This window comes from Microbacterium sp. SLBN-111 (assembly GCF_049739645.1).
In the GTDB taxonomy this organism is placed as follows: domain Bacteria; phylum Actinomycetota; class Actinomycetes; order Actinomycetales; family Microbacteriaceae; genus Microbacterium.
Window position 1 is genome coordinate 742,900 of the sequence record NZ_JBMGQH010000001.1, and the last position, 17,973, is coordinate 760,872.

Here is a 17,973-nt window from a genome sequence, read left to right on the forward strand (position 1 = left end):
CCCACCACGGTAGGTGAGGGGACCCCGCGCGCAGCCTCCCCGACACGCCGCGCAACACGACACGTCATCCGTCGGAAACGCCCCGGGCACGACGAAGGCCCCCGGCGTGAGCCGAGGGCCTTCGGGGATCAGGATGCCGCACCGGGGTGCGGCATCCCTCGATCAGTTATAAGTGCCGGGCGTGAAGTCGTCCGTCGAGAAGCTGTCGAAATCGACGTAGCTCAGGTCGGCGTCGCTGTACGCGCCGTCCGAGGCGAAGATGCGGTTGGGGTACCGCTCGCTCTTGGCCTCCTCCGTCGCCTCGACGGTGACGTTGCGGTACTTCGCAAGACCCGTTCCGGCGGGGATGAGCTTTCCGATGATGACGTTCTCCTTGAGGCCGACCAGCGGGTCGCTCTTGCCCTCCATGGCCGCCTGCGTCAGGACGCGGGTGGTCTCCTGGAAGGACGCGGCCGACAGCCACGACTCGGTCGCCAGCGACGCCTTGGTGATACCCATCAGCTCGGGACGACCCGACGCGGGACGCTTGCCCTCGCCGACCGCCTCGCGGTTGATGGTCTGGTAGCGCTTGAAGTCCACCAGCTCACCCGGCAGCAGGTCGGTGTCGCCGTGGTCGACGACGGTGACCTTGCGCAGCATCTGGCGCACGATGACCTCGATGTGCTTGTCGTGGATCGGCACACCCTGCGAGCGGTACACGCCCTGGACGCCGTTCACGAGGTACTTCTGCACCTCGCGGGCACCCTGCACGCGCATGACCTCCTTGGGGTCGAGCGTTCCGACCTGGAGGGGCTCGCCGACCTTGACGTGCTGGCCGTCCTCGACGAGGAGGGTCGCACGCTTCAGGACCGGGTACACGACCGGCTCGTCACCGTTGTCGGGCGTGAGGATGACCTTCTTGGCCTTGTCGGTCTCGTCGATCGTGATGCGGCCGTCGGCCTCGGCGATCGGCGACGCACCCTTGGGGGTACGGGCCTCGAACAGCTCCTGCACGCGGGGCAGACCCTGCGTGATGTCGTCGGCCGACGCGGAACCACCGGTGTGGAAGGTACGCATCGTCAGCTGGGTGCCGGGCTCACCGATCGACTGGGCCGCGATGATGCCGACGGCCTCGCCGATGTCGACGATCTTTCCGGTCGCGAGCGAACGGCCGTAGCACTTCGCGCACACACCGACGGCCGAGTCGCACGTGAGGACCGAGCGGACCTTGATGGTCTCGACCCCACCGGCGACCAGCTTGTCGATGAGCACGTCGCCCACGTCGTCGCCGGCCTCGGCCAGCACCGTGCCCTGCGCGTCGACGACCGCCGTGGCGAGCGTGCGAGCGAAGACCGAGTTCTCGACGTTGGCGTCCTTGACGAGGGTGCCGGTCGAGTCGACCGCGGCGATCGGGAGCTCGAGGCCCTTCGACGTGCCGCAGTCCTCCTCGCGGATGATGACGTCCTGCGAGACGTCCACCAGACGACGCGTGAGGTAACCCGAGTCGGCCGTACGGAGGGCCGTGTCGGCCAGACCCTTACGGGCACCGTGCGTCGCGATGAAGTACTCGGCGACCGACAGACCCTCGCGGTACGAGGAGATGATCGGACGCGGGATGATCTCACCCTTCGGGTTGTTCACCAGACCACGCATACCCGCGATGTTGCGGATCTGCAGCCAGTTACCACGGGCGCCCGACGAGACCATGCGGTTGATGGTGTTGTCGGCCGGGAAGTTGTCGCGCATCGCCTTCTGGACGGCATCCGTGGCCTCGGTCCAGATCTTGATGAGCTCCTGACGACGCTCGGCGTCGGTGGTCAGACCCTTCTCGTACTGCGCCTGGACCTTCGCGGCCTGCTTCTCGTAGCCCGCGACGATCTCGCCCTTGTTCGGGGGCGTGAGGATGTCGCTCAGCGCGACCGTCACACCCGAACGCGTGGCCCAGTAGAAACCGGCGTCCTTGATCCGGTCGAGCGATGCAGCGACCTCGACCTTCGGGTACTCCTCCGCCAGCTTGTTGACGATCTGCGACAGCTTGCCCTTGTCGGCCTGCTCGCGGACGAACGGGTAGCCCTTGGGGAGCGTGTCGTTGAAGATCGCCTGGCCGAGCGAGGCATCCACGAGACCGTGCTGCTCGTAGCCCTCGGGCGCCTGGCCCTCGAGGAACGTCAGGCCGGGGATGCGGATGCGCGCCTTGGCCTGCAGGTCGAGGGTGCCCTCGTCCTTGGCCAGGATCGCCTCGCCCACCGAACCGAACGCACGGCCCTCGCCCACGGCACCCTCCTTGAGGGTGGTGAGGTGGTGGAGACCGATGATCATGTCCTGCGAGGGCAAGGTCACCGGGCGGCCGTCCGACGGCTTCAGGATGTTGTTCGACGCGAGCATCAGCACGCGGGCCTCGGCCTGGGCCTCGACCGACAGCGGCAGGTGCACGGCCATCTGGTCACCGTCGAAGTCGGCGTTGAACGCCGCGCAGACGAGCGGGTGCAGCTGGATCGCCTTGCCCTCGACGAGCTGGGGCTCGAACGCCTGGATGCCGAGACGGTGCAGGGTGGGTGCACGGTTCAGCAGCACGGGACGCTCGCGGATGATCTCCTCGAGCACGTCCCAGACCTCGGGACGGTAGCGCTCGACGGCGCGCTTGGCGGCCTTGATGTTCTGCGAGTGACCGAGGTCGATCAGGCGCTTGATCACGAACGGCTTGAAGAGCTCGAGCGCCATCTGCTTGGGCAGACCGCACTGGTGCAGCTTCAGCTGGGGTCCGACGATGATGACCGAACGGCCCGAGTAGTCCACGCGCTTGCCGAGCAGGTTCTGGCGGAAACGACCCTGCTTTCCCTTGAGCATGTCGCTCAGGGACTTCAGGGCGCGGTTGCCGGTACCCGTGACGGGACGACCGCGGCGGCCGTTGTCGAACAGTGCGTCGACGGCCTCCTGCAGCATGCGCTTCTCGTTGTTCACGATGATCTCGGGGGCACCGAGGTCGATGAGGCGACGGAGGCGGTTGTTGCGGTTGATCACGCGACGGTAGAGGTCGTTCAGGTCGGAGGTGGCGAAACGGCCACCGTCGAGCTGGACCATCGGGCGCAGCTCCGGCGGGATCACCGGAACGACGTCGAGCACCATCGAGGCCGGCGACATACCGGTCTGCAGGAACGAGTTGACGACCTTCAGGCGCTTGATCGCGCGGATCTTGCGCTGACCCTTGCCCTCGGAGATCTGCAGGTGGAGGCTGTCGGCCTCGGCCTGCAGGTCGAAGGTCTCGAGGCGACGCTTGATCGACTCCGCGCCCATGTGGGCCTCGAAGTACTGACCGAAGCGGTCCTGCAGCTCGTGGAAGACGTCGTCCTCGGGCTTCAGGGCGCCGACCTCGAGCGTGCGGAAGTCCTCCCACACGCGCTCGAGCTTGGCGATCTGCTCGTCCGCGTTCTTGCGGATCGAGGTCATGTCCTTCTCGGCGGCGTCCTTGACCTTCTTCTTCTGGTCGGCCTTGGCACCCTCGGCCTCCAGGGCCGCGAGCTCCTCCTCCAGCTTCGCCAGACGGGCGGCGATGCGCGAGTCGCGACGGTCGCCGAGCGTCTTCAGCTCGAGACGGATGTTGTTCTCCTGCGTCGCCAGGTCGCGGTGACGAGCATCCTCGTCGACCGAGATGACCATGTAGGCGGCGAAGTAGATAACCTTCTCGAGGTCCTTCGGCGCCATGTCCAGCAGGTAGCCGAGGCGCGAGGGCACGCCCTTGAAGTACCAGATGTGGGTCACGGGAGCGGCGAGCTCGATGTGGCCCATGCGCTCGCGACGGACCGAGGACTTGGTGACCTCGACGCCGCAGCGCTCGCAGACGATGCCCTTGAAGCGGACGCGCTTGTACTTGCCGCACGCGCACTCCCAGTCACGGGAAGGTCCGAAGATCTGCTCGCCGAACAGACCGTCCTTCTCGGGCTTCAGGGTGCGGTAGTTGATGGTTTCGGGCTTCTTGACCTCACCGAAGGACCAACGACGGATGTCGTCGGCGGTGGCCAGGCCGATACGAAGCTGATCGAAAGTGGTTGATTCGAGCACTGGTTCTCCTGTGTCGGAATTCTGTTCGTTGCCTGGCCGGGTCAGATCTCGTCGATGGACGAGGACTCGAAGCGGCTGGAGATGTTGATACCGAGCTCTTCGGCGGCGCGGAAGGCGTCGTCGTCGGTGTCACGGAGGTTGACCGCCGTGCCGTCGGCCGAGAGGACCTCGACGTTCAGGCAGAGCGACTGCATCTCCTTCATGAGCACCTTGAAGGACTCGGGGATGCCGGGCTCCTGGATGTTCTCGCCCTTGACGATCGCCTCGTACACCTTGACGCGGCCGAGGATGTCGTCGGACTTGATCGTGAGGAGCTCCTGCAGCGCGTACGCGGCACCGTAGGCCTCGAGCGCCCACACCTCCATCTCACCGAAGCGCTGGCCACCGAACTGGGCCTTACCGCCGAGCGGCTGCTGGGTGATCATCGAGTAGGGGCCCGTCGAGCGTGCGTGGATCTTGTCGTCGACGAGGTGGTGCAGCTTCAGGATGTACATGTAGCCGACCGAGATGGGCGCCGGGAACGGCTCTCCGTGGCGACCGTCGAACAGGATGGTCTTTCCGGTGGAGTCGATCAGACGCTCGCCGTCGCGGTTCGGGATCGTCGAGTCGAGCAGACCCGCGATCTCGTCCTCGAAGGCGCCGTCGAACACGGGGGTCGCGACCTTGGTGCCGGGCGCGGCCTCGCGGGCCTGCTCGGGCAGGTGCGCCGCCCACTCGGGCGTGCCCTCGACCTTCCAGCCCTGCTGGGCGATCCAGCCGAGGTGGAGCTCGAGGACCTGGCCGAAGTTCATTCGACCCGGGATGCCGAGCGGGTTGAGCACGACGTCGACGGGGGTGCCGTCGGCGAGGAAGGGCATGTCCTCGATCGGGAGGATCTTGGCGATGACACCCTTGTTGCCGTGGCGGCCGGCGAGCTTGTCGCCCTCGGTGATCTTGCGCTTCTGGGCGATGTAGACCACGACGCGACGGTTGACGCCCGAGCCGAGCTCGTCGTCGCCGTCCTCGGCGTTGAACTCCTTGACGGCGATGATCGTGCCCTGCTCGCCGTGGGGCACCTTCAGCGAGGTGTCACGGACTTCGCGGCTCTTCTCGTTGAAGATCGCGCGGAGCAGACGCTCCTCGGCCGACAGCTCGGTCTCACCCTTGGGCGTGACCTTGCCGACGAGGATGTCGCCGGGACGCACCTCGGCGCCGATGCGGACGATGCCGCGCTCGTCGAGGTCCTTCAGCAGGTCGGGGCTGACGTTGGGGAGGTCACGGGTGATCTCCTCCTTGCCGAGCTTGGTGTCGCGCGCGTCGACCTCGTACTCCTCGATGTGGATCGACGACAGCGTGTCGTCCTTCACGAGGTCCTGGCTGAGGATGATCGCGTCCTCGAAGTTGTGACCCTCCCACGTCATGAAGGCGACGAGGAGGTTCTTGCCGAGGGCGAGCTCGCCGTTCTCGGTCGCGGGACCGTCGGCGATGACTTCGCCGGCCTCGATGCGGTCGCCCGCGGAGACGACCACGCGCTGGTTGTACGACGTGCCCTGGTTCGAGCGGTCGAACTTGCGGAGGAAGTAGTCCTGCGTGCCGCCCTCGTCGAGCTGGATCGTCACGACGTCGGCCGAGACCTCCAGGACGACACCCGACTTCTCGGCGGTGACGACGTCACCGGCGTCGATCGCGGCGAAGCCCTCCATACCGGTACCCACGATGGGCGACTCGCTGCGGACGAGCGGCACGGCCTGGCGCTGCATGTTCGCACCCATGAGGGCGCGGTTGGCGTCGTCGTGCTCGAGGAAGGGGATGAGCGAGGTCGCCACCGACACCATCTGGCGCGGCGAGACGTCCATGTAGCCGATCTCCTCGATCGGGAACAGGTCGACCTCGCCACCCTGGCCGCGACGGGCGAGGATGCGGTCCTCGACGAAGTGGCCGTCGGCCTTGAGCGCGACACCGGCCTGCGCCACGATGTGGTCGGCCTCCTCGCTCGCGGTGAGGTAGTCGATCGTGTCGGTCACGCGACCGTCGACGACGCGTCGGTACGGGGTCTCGATGAAACCGAACGCGTTGATGCGCGCGAACGAGGCGAGCGAACCGATCAGACCGATGTTCGGGCCTTCCGGCGTCTCGATCGGGCACATGCGGCCGTAGTGCGACGGGTGGACGTCGCGGACCTCGACGCCGGCACGCTCACGGGACAGACCACCGGGGCCCAGCGCCGAGAGGCGACGCTTGTGGGTCAGACCGGCGAGCGGGTTGTTCTGGTCCATGAACTGCGACAGCTGCGACGTGCCGAAGAACTCCTTGATCGCGGCCACGACGGGGCGCACGTTGATCAGGGTCTGCGGCGTGATCGCCTCGATGTCCTGCGTGGTCATGCGCTCGCGGACGACGCGCTCCATGCGCGACAGACCGGTGCGGACCTGGTTCTGGATGAGCTCGCCGACCGCGCGGATGCGACGGTTGCCGAAGTTGTCGATGTCGTCCACGTCGAGACGGATCTCGGCGGGCTGGCCGTGACGGACACCGTCGAACGTGGTGTCGCCGCGGTGCAGACGCACGAGGTACTTGATCGTGGCGACGATGTCGTCGACCGTCAGCACGGAGTCGGACAGCGGCTGGTCGAGGCCGAGCTTCTGGTTGATCTTGTAGCGACCCACCTTCGCCAGGTCGTAGCGCTTCGGGTTGAAGTAGAAGTTGTCGAGCAGCGCGCGGGCGGCCTCGGCGGCGACCTGCTCGCCCGGACGGAGCTTGCGGTAGATGTCGCGGAGCGCGTCTTCCTTCGTGAGGATCGTGTCCTTCGACAGCGTCTCTTCGATGGAGTCGAAGCCGGCGAACTCGGCGAGGATGTCCTCGCTCGTGAGGCCGAGGGCCTTGAGGAACACGGTGACCGACTGCTTGCGCTTGCGGTCGATGCGCACGCCGACCTGGTCGCGCTTGTCGATCTCGAACTCGAGCCAGGCACCGCGCGAGGGGATCACGCGAGCGGACACGATGTCCTTGTCGGAGGTCTTGTCGGGCGTCTTGTCGAAGTAGACACCGGGCGAACGCACGAGCTGCGACACGACGACACGCTCGGTGCCGTTGATGATGAACGTGCCCTTGTCGGTCTGGAGCGGGAAGTCGCCCATGAAGACCGTCTGGGTCTTGATCTCACCGGTCTGGTGGTTCATGAACTCGGCCTCGACGTACAGCGGGGCGGCGTAGGTCTTGCCGCGCTCCTTGCACTCTTCGATCGAGTACTTCTCGGGCTCGAGGTACGGGTTCGTGAACGAGAGCTGCATGGTCTCGCTCAAGTCCTCGATCGGAGAGATCTCCTCGAAGATCTCCTCGAGGCCGCTGATCTCGGGCACGTCGGTGCGGCCGGCGGCCTGCGCCTCGGCGACGCGCGCCTTCCATGCGTCGTTACCGACCAGCCAGTCGAACGACTCGGTCTGCAGCGCGAGCAGATCGGGAACGGTCAGCTTGTCGGAGATCTTCGCGAACGAGAGGCGGGATGCGCCGCGTCCGCTCTTCGGGGTGGTGGTGGATGCGTTGCTCGCAGCAGCCAAGGGAATAACCTCCAGAAGCCCGGGCGAGGGGCTCGTGATTCCTTGTCGTCAGGTGGAGTGCGTTCCTGCCCCGATAACCTGCGAGTCGCACACCGCGGTGAAGCGGGGACGGGCAGGCTCAGCCGACCACCATATGAGGGCAGGGGGAATCGAGGAGCGCAAAGTCCAAGCATACGCGGGAGGACGCGCCGTGTCCAGTCGAATTCTTGACGACTTTGCGTACCTGCGGTATAACCGCGAGCGCTCCTCCGGGATTCCCTCCCCCGACCCTAGCGAGACCCGCGGAATCGCACCTGATCGCCGGGCCGCACCTGCGCGAGACGGTCGAGCGTGGCATCCGTGACCACCGCGACGACGGGGTACCCGCCGGTGACGGGACCGTCGGCGAGCAGGACGACCGGACGCCCGTGCGGCGGCACCTGGAGCGCGCCGGGTCGCATGCCCTCGCTCGGCAGTTCCCCGTGCCGCACCCGCTCCAACTCCGGACCGTCGAGGCGGATGCCGACCCGGTCGGCGTCGCTCGAGACCGTCCAGGTCGCGTCCCGCAGGGTCTGGCGCGCCGTCGGGGTGAACCAGTCGGCGCGGGGCCCGGGCGCGAGGTCGACCTCCACCGTGGAACCAGGAACGGCCCACGGGAAGAAGTCCACGGCGGGGATCGGATGCCGCGCCTCCCCCACGCGCAGGACGTCTCCGGCGCGCAGCGCGGGCGGTCCGAGCGCCGCGAGCACGTCGGTCGAGCGCGACTCCAGCGCCTCCGGCGCCGCGACCCCGCCGCGCACCGCGAGCACGAACCGGGCGCCCGCGCGGGCGATACCGATCGACAGCTCGGCACCGGCGGGGAGGAGCAGGGGGGTGAAGGCATCCACCGCCCGTCCGTCGATGTGGAGATCGGCGAGAGCGCCCGTGACGGCGACCCACGTGTCGCGTTCGGCGACGGCGCGGAAGCCGCCGAGCACGATCTCGACGCCCGCCGCGGAGGGGTCGTTGCCGACGAGGCGGTTGGCGGAGCGGAGGGCCGCGCGGTCGAGCGCGCCGGAGCGGGCGACGCCGAGCGCGGCGCGGCCGGGGCGGCCGAGGTCCTGCACCGTCGCGAACGCGCCGGGGGCGAGGACGCGGAGGGCGGGGGTCCCGAGCGCAACGGAGGAGATACCGCGAACGGAGGATGCCGCCGCGGCATCCGGTCCTCCGCTCGCCGAATCCCCTCCCGCGGTGGGTGCTCCGGGCGCGGAGACGTGCGAGCGCGAGGGGACGAAGCGGACGCGGGCACCGGGGGTGAGGAGCACCGGGTCGGGGGAATCGGGGGCGAAGAGCGGGGCGTCGGTCGTTCCGATGAGGCGCCAGCCGCCGGGAGTTTCGCGAGGATACGCCCCGGTGAACTCGCCCGCGAGGCCGACCGAGCCCGCGGGGACGCGCGTGCGCGGCTGCGGGAGCCGCGGGACGTCGTGGGGCCACGCGTCGCTCACGAGGTACGCGAACCCGGGGGCGAACCCCGTGAAGGCGACGCGCCAGGGCGCGGCGGCGTGCCGGGCGACGAGCTCCGCGGGACGGATGCCGAGGAGCGCGGCGGTCTCGTCGAGGTCGGCGCCGTCGTACCGGACGGGGATCTCGACGAGCGCCGCGGGCGTCCCGGCATCCGGGGCCGAGGTGGCCGCCGAGAGCACCCACGCGCGGACCGCGGCGAGGGCGATGCGCGCCGGATCGAAGCCCACGAGCACCGTCCGGGCGGCCGGGACGAGGTCGTCGATCCCGGCGGGCGGGTGCGCGGCGAGCGAGGTGTGGAGCCGCAGAACCCCGGCGAGGTCGTCGACCTCGGCGAGCAGCGCCCGCTCGCCCATCGGCCGCAGCGTCACCACGGCGCGCGTACCTCTATCCCTGCGTCGTCGAGCGCGGCGCGGACCGCCCGGGCCATAGCGACCGCAGCGGGGGTGTCTCCGTGCAGGCACAGGGACGCGGCATCCACGGTCAGGGTCGTGCCGTCGATGGCATCCACCGTCCCCTCGAGGGCGAGCCGCAGCGCGCGGTCGGCGACGCGGGCGGGGTCGTCGATGAGCGCCCCCGGCTGGTCGCGCGGCACGAGGCCGCCGCGCGCGGTGTACCCGCGGTCGAGGAACGCCTCCTGCACGAACGGGAGTCCCGCGGATGCCGCGGCCTCGACGATCGCGCCGGGGAGACCGAGCACGGGCAGCGGTCGGCCGAGGCGGGCGGAGTGGTCGGCGATCGCGGCGACGACCGCGGCGGCCTGCACCGGGTCGGCGGAGACCGCGTGATACAGCGCGCCGTGCGGTTTCACGTACCGCAGGTCGGCGCCGGCGGCCTCGAGGGCGTCGAGCTGTCGGGCGACGCTCGCGCGCAGCTCGGCGGCGGGCGGGTCGCGGCGGACGCGGCCGAAGTTCGCGCGGTCCTCGTACGACGGGTGGGCGCCGACGGCGACGCCGAAGCGCGCCGCGCGCTCGACCGAGGCCCGCATCGAGGCGTCGTCGCCCGCGTGCCCGCCGCACGCGACGGAGGCGCTGCTGACGAGAGCGAACATCGCTTCGTCGTCGGCGGTCGGCATCCCGTCCCGCGTTTCTCCCAGGTCGGCGTTGAGGTCCACGTCCCTCACGCTACCCACGCTTCGCGCGCGTGAGTCGCCAGGATTTGTCGCTTCGCCGGCGGCGGAGGCGACAAATCTTGGCGACTCACGCCCCATGCAGCGGGGTCAGCGGGAGCGGACCAGAGCCGACCAGACCGGGAAGTCGGGGTCGTGGGCGGGCCACACCTCGGACGACTCGGCGCGGTGGAGGGAGGCCAGGCGGGCGATCGCGCGATCCGCGGCGGCGGGGCCCTCGGGTCCTACCGTCGAGCCGCAGCGGACCTCGCGCTCGACGTTGTCGAGCAGATCCGCGGCGTCTCCGGCCAGGACGACGGTGCGCTCGGGCAGCTCCACCGCGAAGGACTGGTGCCCCGGGGTGTGTCCGGACGTGTCGATCGCGGTCAGACCCGCGGCCAGCGGCGTATCGCCGTCGAGCAGGCCGAGCGTGAGGCCGTCGCGGTCGAGGTCGGCGCGGAACAGGAAGTTCCCGCGGGCGTCGGTCGTCTCGTTGACGTGCTGCCACTCCCTGCGCTGCAGCAGCAGCGGCTGGTCGGGGGCGAGCAGGCGCGCGGCACCCGTGTGATCGAAGTGCGAGTGCGTGAGCAGCGCCGCCGCGAGATCGGCGAGGTCGAGCCCGGCCTCGGCGATCTGGTCGACCAGCGGGTCGCCGGGCGGGACGATCGGCGTGTAGTTCTCGTAGTCGAAGGATGCCGTGCGCGTGGCGCGGTCGCGGATACGCGCCGGGTCGAACCCGCCGTCGACGATCACCCACCCCTCGTCGAACACGACCGCGACCGCCGTCACCGGCTCCATGAGGAACCGGAAGCTGCTGCCGCCGTGCAGGGACACGGCCTCGGGGATCGGCTCGTACGCCACGACCATCGGGACGAGACGGCGCGGCCGCCCGCTCAACCGCAGCGGCGGCAGGTCGGCGTGATCGATGACCGTGGAGCTCACGCCGTCGCCGCCCGGTACGCGCGCCAACCGCCGTGGGCAGTGATGTCGGACGCACCCTCAAGGGCGACGGCCTCGCACAGGAATCCGGCGACGCTCGACCCGTCCGCGAGGACGGCGGAGCCGATGCCCATGGGCGCGGGCAGATCCGCGACGAAGCGTCCGAAGCCCGCGGCCGGAAGCCGCCACACCTCCCCCGCGATCGCCGCGCCGCCCTCGGCCACGCGCGCGAGGCCGGGCTTCGGGGGCACCGTGTCAAGGGCGTACAGCCGATACTGTGCGGCGGTCTCCACCTCGGCGACGAACGTTCCGCCCGCGGCGACGAGCTGGTGGTTCAGCGGCTGTCCGCGCAGGTGCGCGCCCACGACGAGGAGGTCGACGGACGGCGCCTGGATGCGCTCGGCGAGCTGCGCGAGCGTGCGATCGGCGAACGGGGCACCGGTGAGCATCACGCCGAAGGCGCGGCCGCCGACGACGCCCGCGGGCACGGCCAGGGCGCTCCGGTCGAGGAGGTTCGCGAAATTCGTGTACCGGCCCATGCGGCTGTTCGCGCCGACCGGGTCGGCGGCGACTTCGTCAAGGGTCGGATGCCACGTGGTCGTGGGCGTGAGCAGCGCCACGGTCCCGTCGAGTCGGCGCAGCCCCTCGGCCCCGAGGCGATCGAGACGCTCGCGGTCGCGGAAGTAGTCCGCGGCCCGCGCCTCGGCCCCGCCGAGCACGATGCCGGCGACCGTCGGGTCGAGGTCGGTGCCGACGAGCTCGGGGTGGGCGGCGATGAAGTCGCCGACCGCGGCCGTGCGCTCCGCGACGAACGCGCCGCCGTACAGCAGCGATGCTGCCTCGAGGAGCGGCGCGATGTCGACCTCGACGATCTCGACACCCGAGGCGGCGAGCGCCGCGACGACACCGGCAAAGGCCTCGGCCCAGCCGTCGGCGAGACCCTCGAGGTGCTCCGGCGTCGGAACGGCCACGCGCGGGCGCGCGTCGAGCGGCGGGGCGGGGCGGTCCTCGCGGCCGAGCGGGTCGATCCCGTCGGGGCCGGCCATGAGCTCGGCCGCGGCGCGGGCGCTCGTCAGGTCGCGCGCGAACACCGTGACGCAGTCGAGCGTGCGGCACGCCGGCACGACGCCGGTGGCGGGCACGAGCCCGACCGTCGGCTTGACGCCCACGATGCCGTTGAGCGCCGCGGGCACGCGGCCGGACCCGGCGGTGTCGGTACCGAGCGCGAGGTCGACGATCCCGAGCGCCACGGCGACGGCCGATCCGGAGCTCGAGCCGCCGGAGATGCGGGTCGGGTCCCACGCGTTGCGGACGGCGCCGAAGGGGCTCCGGGTCCCGACGAGGCCGGTGGCGAACTGATCGAGGTTCGTCTTGCCGATCACCACGGCCCCGGCCGCGCGAAGGCGCGCGACGGCGGTCGCGTCGCGCTCGGGGCGGTACGCGTACGCGCGGCTCCCGGCCGTCGTCGGCATCCCCTCGACGTCGATGTTGTCCTTCACCGCGACGACGGTTCCGGCGAGCGGCAGGCGCTCCCCCGCCGCGACGCCGAGGTCGACCTCGGCCGCCTCGGCGAGCGCGTCGTCCTCGTCGCGGATCGTGATCCACACCTCGGGGCGGTCGACCTCCCGCATCCGGGCGTACGCGGCGCGGACCCGCTCGACGGCGCTCACGCGTCCACCGCCACGGCAGCCAGCAGCTGGCCGGCGGCGACGGTCTCGCCGGGTCGCACGAACACCTCGGCGACGGTCCCCGTCACCGGCGACCCGATCGGGGTCTCCATCTTCATCGCCTCCAGCACGATCATCCTGTCTTCCTTCTGCACGGCGGCTCCCTGAGCGGCATCCACGCGCCAAACGGCGGCGGCGAACGGCGCGGTCACCCCGACCGTTCCGGGCGGCAGTTCGTGGCCCGCGGTCGGGGCCGCGGCCGGTGCCTCGTCGACGCGGTCGAATTCGCCGCTGGCCCGCCACCGCTCGCGCTCCTCGTCGAAGGCGCGGCGCTGGCGCTCGCGGAACGCCTCGATCCCGGGCGCCTCGGCGGCGAGGAACCGCTCGTACTCCGCGAGGGCGAACTCGCCCTCCACGGTCTCGAAGTTTCCACGCCCGGCATCCACGTCGGCCCGGAGGTCGAGGAGTTCCTCGGCCGACACGGGGTACCAGCGGATGCGGTCGAAGAACCGGAGTGCCCACGGGTTCTCGGTGAACAGCCCGCCACGGCGGAAGCGGTTCCAGATCTGCACGGTGCGGCCGACGAACTGGTACCCGCCGGGGCCCTCCATGCCGTAGATGCACATGTACGCGCCGCCGATGCCGACCGAGTTCTCGGCCGTCCACGTGCGCGCCGGGTTGTACTTCGTGGTGACGAGGCGGTGGCGCGGGTCGAGCGGCGTCGCGACGGGCGCGCCGAGGTACACGTCGCCGAGCCCCATCACGAGGTACTGTGCGTCGAACACGGTGCGGTAGACGTCGTCGACGCTGTCGAGGCCGTTGATGCGTCGGATGAACTCGATGTTCCACGGCGTCCACGGGGCGTCGTCGCGGACACCCGCCATGTACCGCTCGATCGCCAGACGCGTCGCGGGATCGTCCCACGACAACGGCAGGCGCACCTCGCGCGACGGCACGACGAGCTCGGACGTGGGCGGCAGGTCGTCGTCGAGCTCGCGCAGCAGCCCCACGAGCTGCGACGCGCGCAGCACCGAGGCATCCGTGTGCACCTGGAGGGATCGGATGCCGGGGGTGACGTCGAGGATCCCCTTCGGCGCCTCTTCCGCGAGGCGTTCCTGCAGCGCGTGCACGCGCATGCGCAGGCCCAGGTCGAGCACCTGGTCGCCGAACTCGACGAGGACGTTGTCGTCGCCGTCGCGGCGGTACGTCGTCCGCGGGCGGAGGACGCGCTCACCCTCGATCTCGGCATCGCGGACGGCGATCACGCCGTCGTCGCCGTCGCCCGTGCCGACGAGCGCGGGGGCGGCGATCGCCGGGTCGAGCGTCGCCGCATCGGCCTCGCGCACCGGCGCGAACCGCACGACGTCTCCCGGCCGCAGCTGCCCGAGCTTCCAGAGATCCCCGGATGCCACGACCACCGGGCACACGAACCCGCCGAGGCTCGGACCATCGGGGCCGAGGAGCACGGGGGTGTCGCCGGTGAAGTCGAGCGCGCCCACGGCGTAGGGCGTGTCGTGGATGTTCGACGGGTGCAGCCCCGCCTCGCCGCCGTCGGTGCGCGCCCACGTCGGCTTCGGGCCGGTGAGCCGCACGCCGGTGCGGGCGGAGTTGACCTGGACGCGGTACTCCGCGGCGTACAGGGCGTCGATGTCGGCGCGCGTGAAGAACTCGGGGGCGCCGTGCGGCCCCTCCGTCACCGCGAGGACCCACGTCGTGTCGAGGTGCGGGCGCCGTTCCGCGGGGATCGGCGCCGGGTCGGCGACCGCGGCGGCGCCGGGGCGCAGCACGTCGCCGGTCACGAGCGCGCGGCCGCCGTGCCCGCCGAACCCGCCGAGCGTGAAGGTCGACGCGCTCCCGAGGTACGACGGCACGTCGATGCCGCCGCGCACGGCGAGGAACACGCGCATGCCCGGGCCCTCGGCGGTGCCGATGCGCAGCACGCCGCCCACGGGAACCTCGATCGGCTCCCACTGCGCGGCGGCGACGCCGTCGACCTCGACCGTCACCGGTGCTCCGGTCACGGCGACGACGGTCTCCACGCTGAAGCGCAAGGTCGGACCGGTGAGCGTGATCTCGAGTCCCGGTGCGCCCTCGGGGTTGCCGACGGCGAGGTTGGCCTCGCGGAAGGACACGGCATCCATGGGTCCGGACGGCGGGACGCCGATCTGCCAGTACCCGACGCGTCCCGGGAGGTCCTGGACGGTCGTAAGCATGCCGGCATCCACGACGTCGATGCGCGGGTCGGGGTCGCGCGCGTCGTCGAGGGTCCCGGTGTCGTGCGCCACGGTGCGGACGCGCGGGTCGTTCACGACCTCGCGGATCATGCCGGCGCCGGTGACGATGCCGTCGATGCGCGTGTCGGCGAGCGCGGCGGACAGCCGGTCGAGGGCCGCGTCGCGGTCGGCGCCGTACGCGATGACCTTGCCCAGCAGCGGGTCGTAGAACGGCGAGACCTCGCTGCCGGCCTCGACCCACGCATCGACCCGGATGCCATCGCCCTCGGGCAGCTGCACGGCGGTGACGAGTCCGGTGGACGGGGTGTTGCCGCGGTCGGGGTCCTCGGCGTAGATGCGGGCCTCGACCGCGTGTCCGCGGGGTTCGCGGGCTTCCGCGAACAGCGCGTCCGGCACCGCGGCGGGGCCGCCGCCGGCGAGGTCGAGCATCAGGCCGACGAGGTCGACGCCGAACACCGCCTCCGTGACAGGGTGCTCGACCTGCAGGCGCGCGTTGACCTCGAGGAAGTAGGCACGCTCGGCGACGGGGTCGTAGACGAACTCGGCCGTCCCGGCGGAGCGGTATCGGATGCCGGATGCCAGGGCCGCCGCGGTGCGGTGGAGTTCGGCGCGCACCTCCTGCGGGAGTCCGGGCGCTGGCGCCTCCTCGACGACCTTCTGGTTGCGACGCTGCAGCGAGCAGTCGCGGTCGCCGAGGACCGCGACGCGGCCCGCGCCGTCGCCGAACAGCTGCACCTCGACGTGCCGGGCGGGGCGCACGAACTTCTCCAGGAACACCCCGGGCGTTCCAAAACTCGCCTCGGCCTGGCGGACCACCGCGTCGTACGCGGCGCGGAGCTCGGTGGCATCCGCGCACACGCGCATCCCGATGCCTCCCCCACCGCCGGTGGCCTTGAGCATCACGGGATATCCGATGACGGATGCCGCGGCCTCGGCCTCCTCGACCGACTCGAGCACGCCGGTGCCGGGGAGGAGCGGCACGCCCGCGGCCTCCGCCAGCGCCCGCGCGCGGTGCTTCAGGCCGAAGGCCTCGAGCTGCTCGGGCGTCGGACCGACCCACGCGAGCCCCGCCGCCTCGACCGCGCGTGCCGCGTCGGCGTTCTCGGCGAGGAACCCGTACCCGGGGTGGATCGCCCCGGCGCCCGTGGCGCGGGCGGCGGCCAGGATGGCATCCACTCTCAGGTACGACTCCGCGGCGGGCGCGGGACCGAGGCGCACGGCCTCGTCGGCCTCGCGGACGTGGGGCGCGGCGCGGTCGGCGTCGGAGAACACCGCGACCGTCCGGAGGCCGCGTTCGCGCGCGGAGCGCAGGATGCGGCGGGCGATCTCGCCCCGGTTGGCGACGAGGAGCGTGTCGAAACCGGTCACGGGCGCGTCACCACCATGCGCAGCGGCGTGCAGCTGAAGTCGTTGCACGGGTTGTTCATCTGCGGGCAGTTGGACACGATCACGAGGACGTCGCGCTCGGCGCGGAGGGCCACGCGCTTGCCGGGCGCCGACATGCCGTCGACGATGCCGAGCGACCCGTCCTCCTCGACCGGCACGTTCATGAACCAGTTGAGGTTCGACACGAGGTCGCGGGCACCGAGGCCGTAGCGCGCGGCCTCGGCGAGGAAGTTCTCGCGGCAGCCGTGCTGGTAGAGGGTGTGGTGGCCGTAGCGGAGGGTGTTCGACTCCTTCGAGCAGGCCCCACCGATCGTGTCCTGCCGATCGACCTCGTTGCCGACCACGGTCATGAGCGGGAGGCCGAGGTTGCTCCGCAGCACCGTGCCGGTGCGGACGTAGACGTTGCGCTGCCACGCGATCGTGTCGGCGGCGCTGTAGCGCTCGTCGGTGTCGTCGGCGGCGTAGACGAGGAAGTCGGCGGACTGGTTGCCGCCCACGTCGACGATCGTCAGGACGTCGCCGGCGCGGACGATGCCCGACCACGGTCCGCGCGGCGCGACGCGCTCGTCGAGCACGACCTCTCCGGGAACGAGCGGTTCGGACCAGTCGAGGGGGACGCCGCCGGCGTGGACGGGACGTTCGGGAACGGTGGTGATCATGACGTCTCCTGCTCAGAGCCCGGCCAGGGCGGCGTACGTGATGCTGTTGCGGTAGGCGCGCTCGCGCTCGGGGGTGAGGGAGAACACGGCGTCCCCTTCGCCCGTCGGCCGAGACGCCCACGCGGTGACCTGCAGCGGGCCGACGACGTAGTCGTCGCGCGGGTCGAGCGGGTGCGGGACGTTCGCGACCAGCACGATGAGCGGCAGCTCGGCGACCAGGTCGACGGAGGCCCCCGGCCCGGCGGAACCGATCCACTCGAGGTCGCCCTCGGGGTTCGCGCGCACGCCCTGGAAGAACGACACCGAGGGCGGCAGGTCGCGCACGGTCAGGCCGTGCTTGCTCGCCGCTAGGCGCAGCAGACCGTGGCCCGACGGCGAGGGTCCCTCGGGGGCGGCGTCGCCGTAGCGCTGCTCGTTCCAGGCGTCGGTGGAAGTGCCGCAGAACGCGTCGTGGTGGCCCGAGGTGTCGGCGGCGACCGTCGCGAGGACGCGGCCGTCGCCCGAGAGCAGCGGGTGACCCTCGCCGAGGTAGGCCTGCCACGGGATCTTCTGCGTGTCGGCGACGTTGAGGCGCTCGCCGGGTTCCACGGCGTTGAAGAGGAGCACGGTGGCGCACGCGTCGCCGGTCGGATCCGTGAAGCGCAGGCGCGTGCCGCGGGCGACGCGCAGGTGCGTGTAGCCGCCCGGGGCCACCGTCTCGGCCCAGCGCAGGTCCTCCGCGGCGACCCCGTCCGGCGCGAAGGGCGCCGTGGAGGGCGGGAGATACGGCATCCATTCCGACTGTGCGGCGCGGGCGCGGGCGTCCTCACGGGCGCGCCCCACGTTGCCGAGCGCGTCGACACGACCTTCCATGTGCAGCCTCTTTCTGTCGCTTGACAGGTATTAGAACAGGCGCGCGTTTCGGCGGCGTTACAGGACCGTCCGGGT

At 71.0% G+C, this 17,973-nt stretch carries 9 protein-coding genes; all 9 read right to left on the reverse strand.

The annotated features are described in order from the left end of the window. Positions 1 to 162: 162 nt before the first annotated feature. Positions 163 to 4,038 (reverse strand): DNA-directed RNA polymerase subunit beta', encoded by a 3,876-nt coding sequence (gene rpoC / locus RKD05_RS03540; RefSeq protein WP_424708049.1) that lies wholly within the window; start codon positions 4,036 to 4,038, stop codon positions 163 to 165. Between the two features lie 41 nt (positions 4,039 to 4,079). After that, positions 4,080 to 7,574, reverse strand: coding sequence for a DNA-directed RNA polymerase subunit beta (gene rpoB, locus RKD05_RS03545; RefSeq protein ID WP_424708051.1), 3,495 nt, complete (start codon positions 7,572 to 7,574; stop codon positions 4,080 to 4,082). 269 nt (positions 7,575 to 7,843) lie between these two features. Beyond that, a complete protein-coding gene (locus RKD05_RS03550; protein WP_424708053.1) occupies positions 7,844 to 9,424 on the reverse strand; it encodes a 5-oxoprolinase/urea amidolyase family protein in 1,581 nt (526 codons plus the stop codon). Further along, positions 9,421 to 10,176, reverse strand: a complete 756-nt coding sequence (locus RKD05_RS03555; protein WP_424708055.1) for a 5-oxoprolinase subunit PxpA — start codon at positions 10,174 to 10,176, stop codon at positions 9,421 to 9,423. The genes RKD05_RS03550 and RKD05_RS03555 overlap by 4 nt, the downstream gene beginning before the upstream one ends. Positions 10,177 to 10,272: 96 nt before the next feature. Beyond that, positions 10,273 to 11,103: an MBL fold metallo-hydrolase gene (locus RKD05_RS03560; protein ID WP_424708056.1), complete on the reverse strand. Its 831-nt coding sequence runs from the start codon at positions 11,101 to 11,103 to the stop codon at positions 10,273 to 10,275. Then, the gene (locus RKD05_RS03565; RefSeq protein ID WP_424708057.1) at positions 11,100 to 12,770 is read right to left on the reverse strand and encodes an allophanate hydrolase; all 1,671 of its coding nucleotides are present in this window, start codon (positions 12,768 to 12,770) and stop codon (positions 11,100 to 11,102) included. Before RKD05_RS03565 ends, RKD05_RS03560 begins: the two co-directional genes overlap by 4 nt. Next, on the reverse strand, positions 12,767 to 16,369 hold the full coding sequence (uca, locus tag RKD05_RS03570) for an urea carboxylase (RefSeq protein ID WP_424708059.1): 3,603 nt from the start codon (positions 16,367 to 16,369) through the stop codon (positions 12,767 to 12,769). Before uca ends, RKD05_RS03565 begins: the two co-directional genes overlap by 4 nt. Next, positions 16,366 to 17,046 carry an urea amidolyase associated protein UAAP2 gene (locus tag RKD05_RS03575; RefSeq protein WP_424708060.1) on the reverse strand — a complete coding sequence of 227 codons (681 nt, stop codon included), beginning with the start codon at positions 17,044 to 17,046 and terminating at the stop codon, positions 16,366 to 16,368. Before RKD05_RS03575 ends, uca begins: the two co-directional genes overlap by 4 nt. 12 nt (positions 17,047 to 17,058) lie before the next feature. Then, complete coding sequence (locus RKD05_RS03580) at positions 17,059 to 17,898, reverse strand: urea amidolyase associated protein UAAP1 (protein WP_424708062.1); 840 nt, start codon at positions 17,896 to 17,898, stop codon at positions 17,059 to 17,061. Positions 17,899 to 17,973 lie beyond the last annotated feature (75 nt).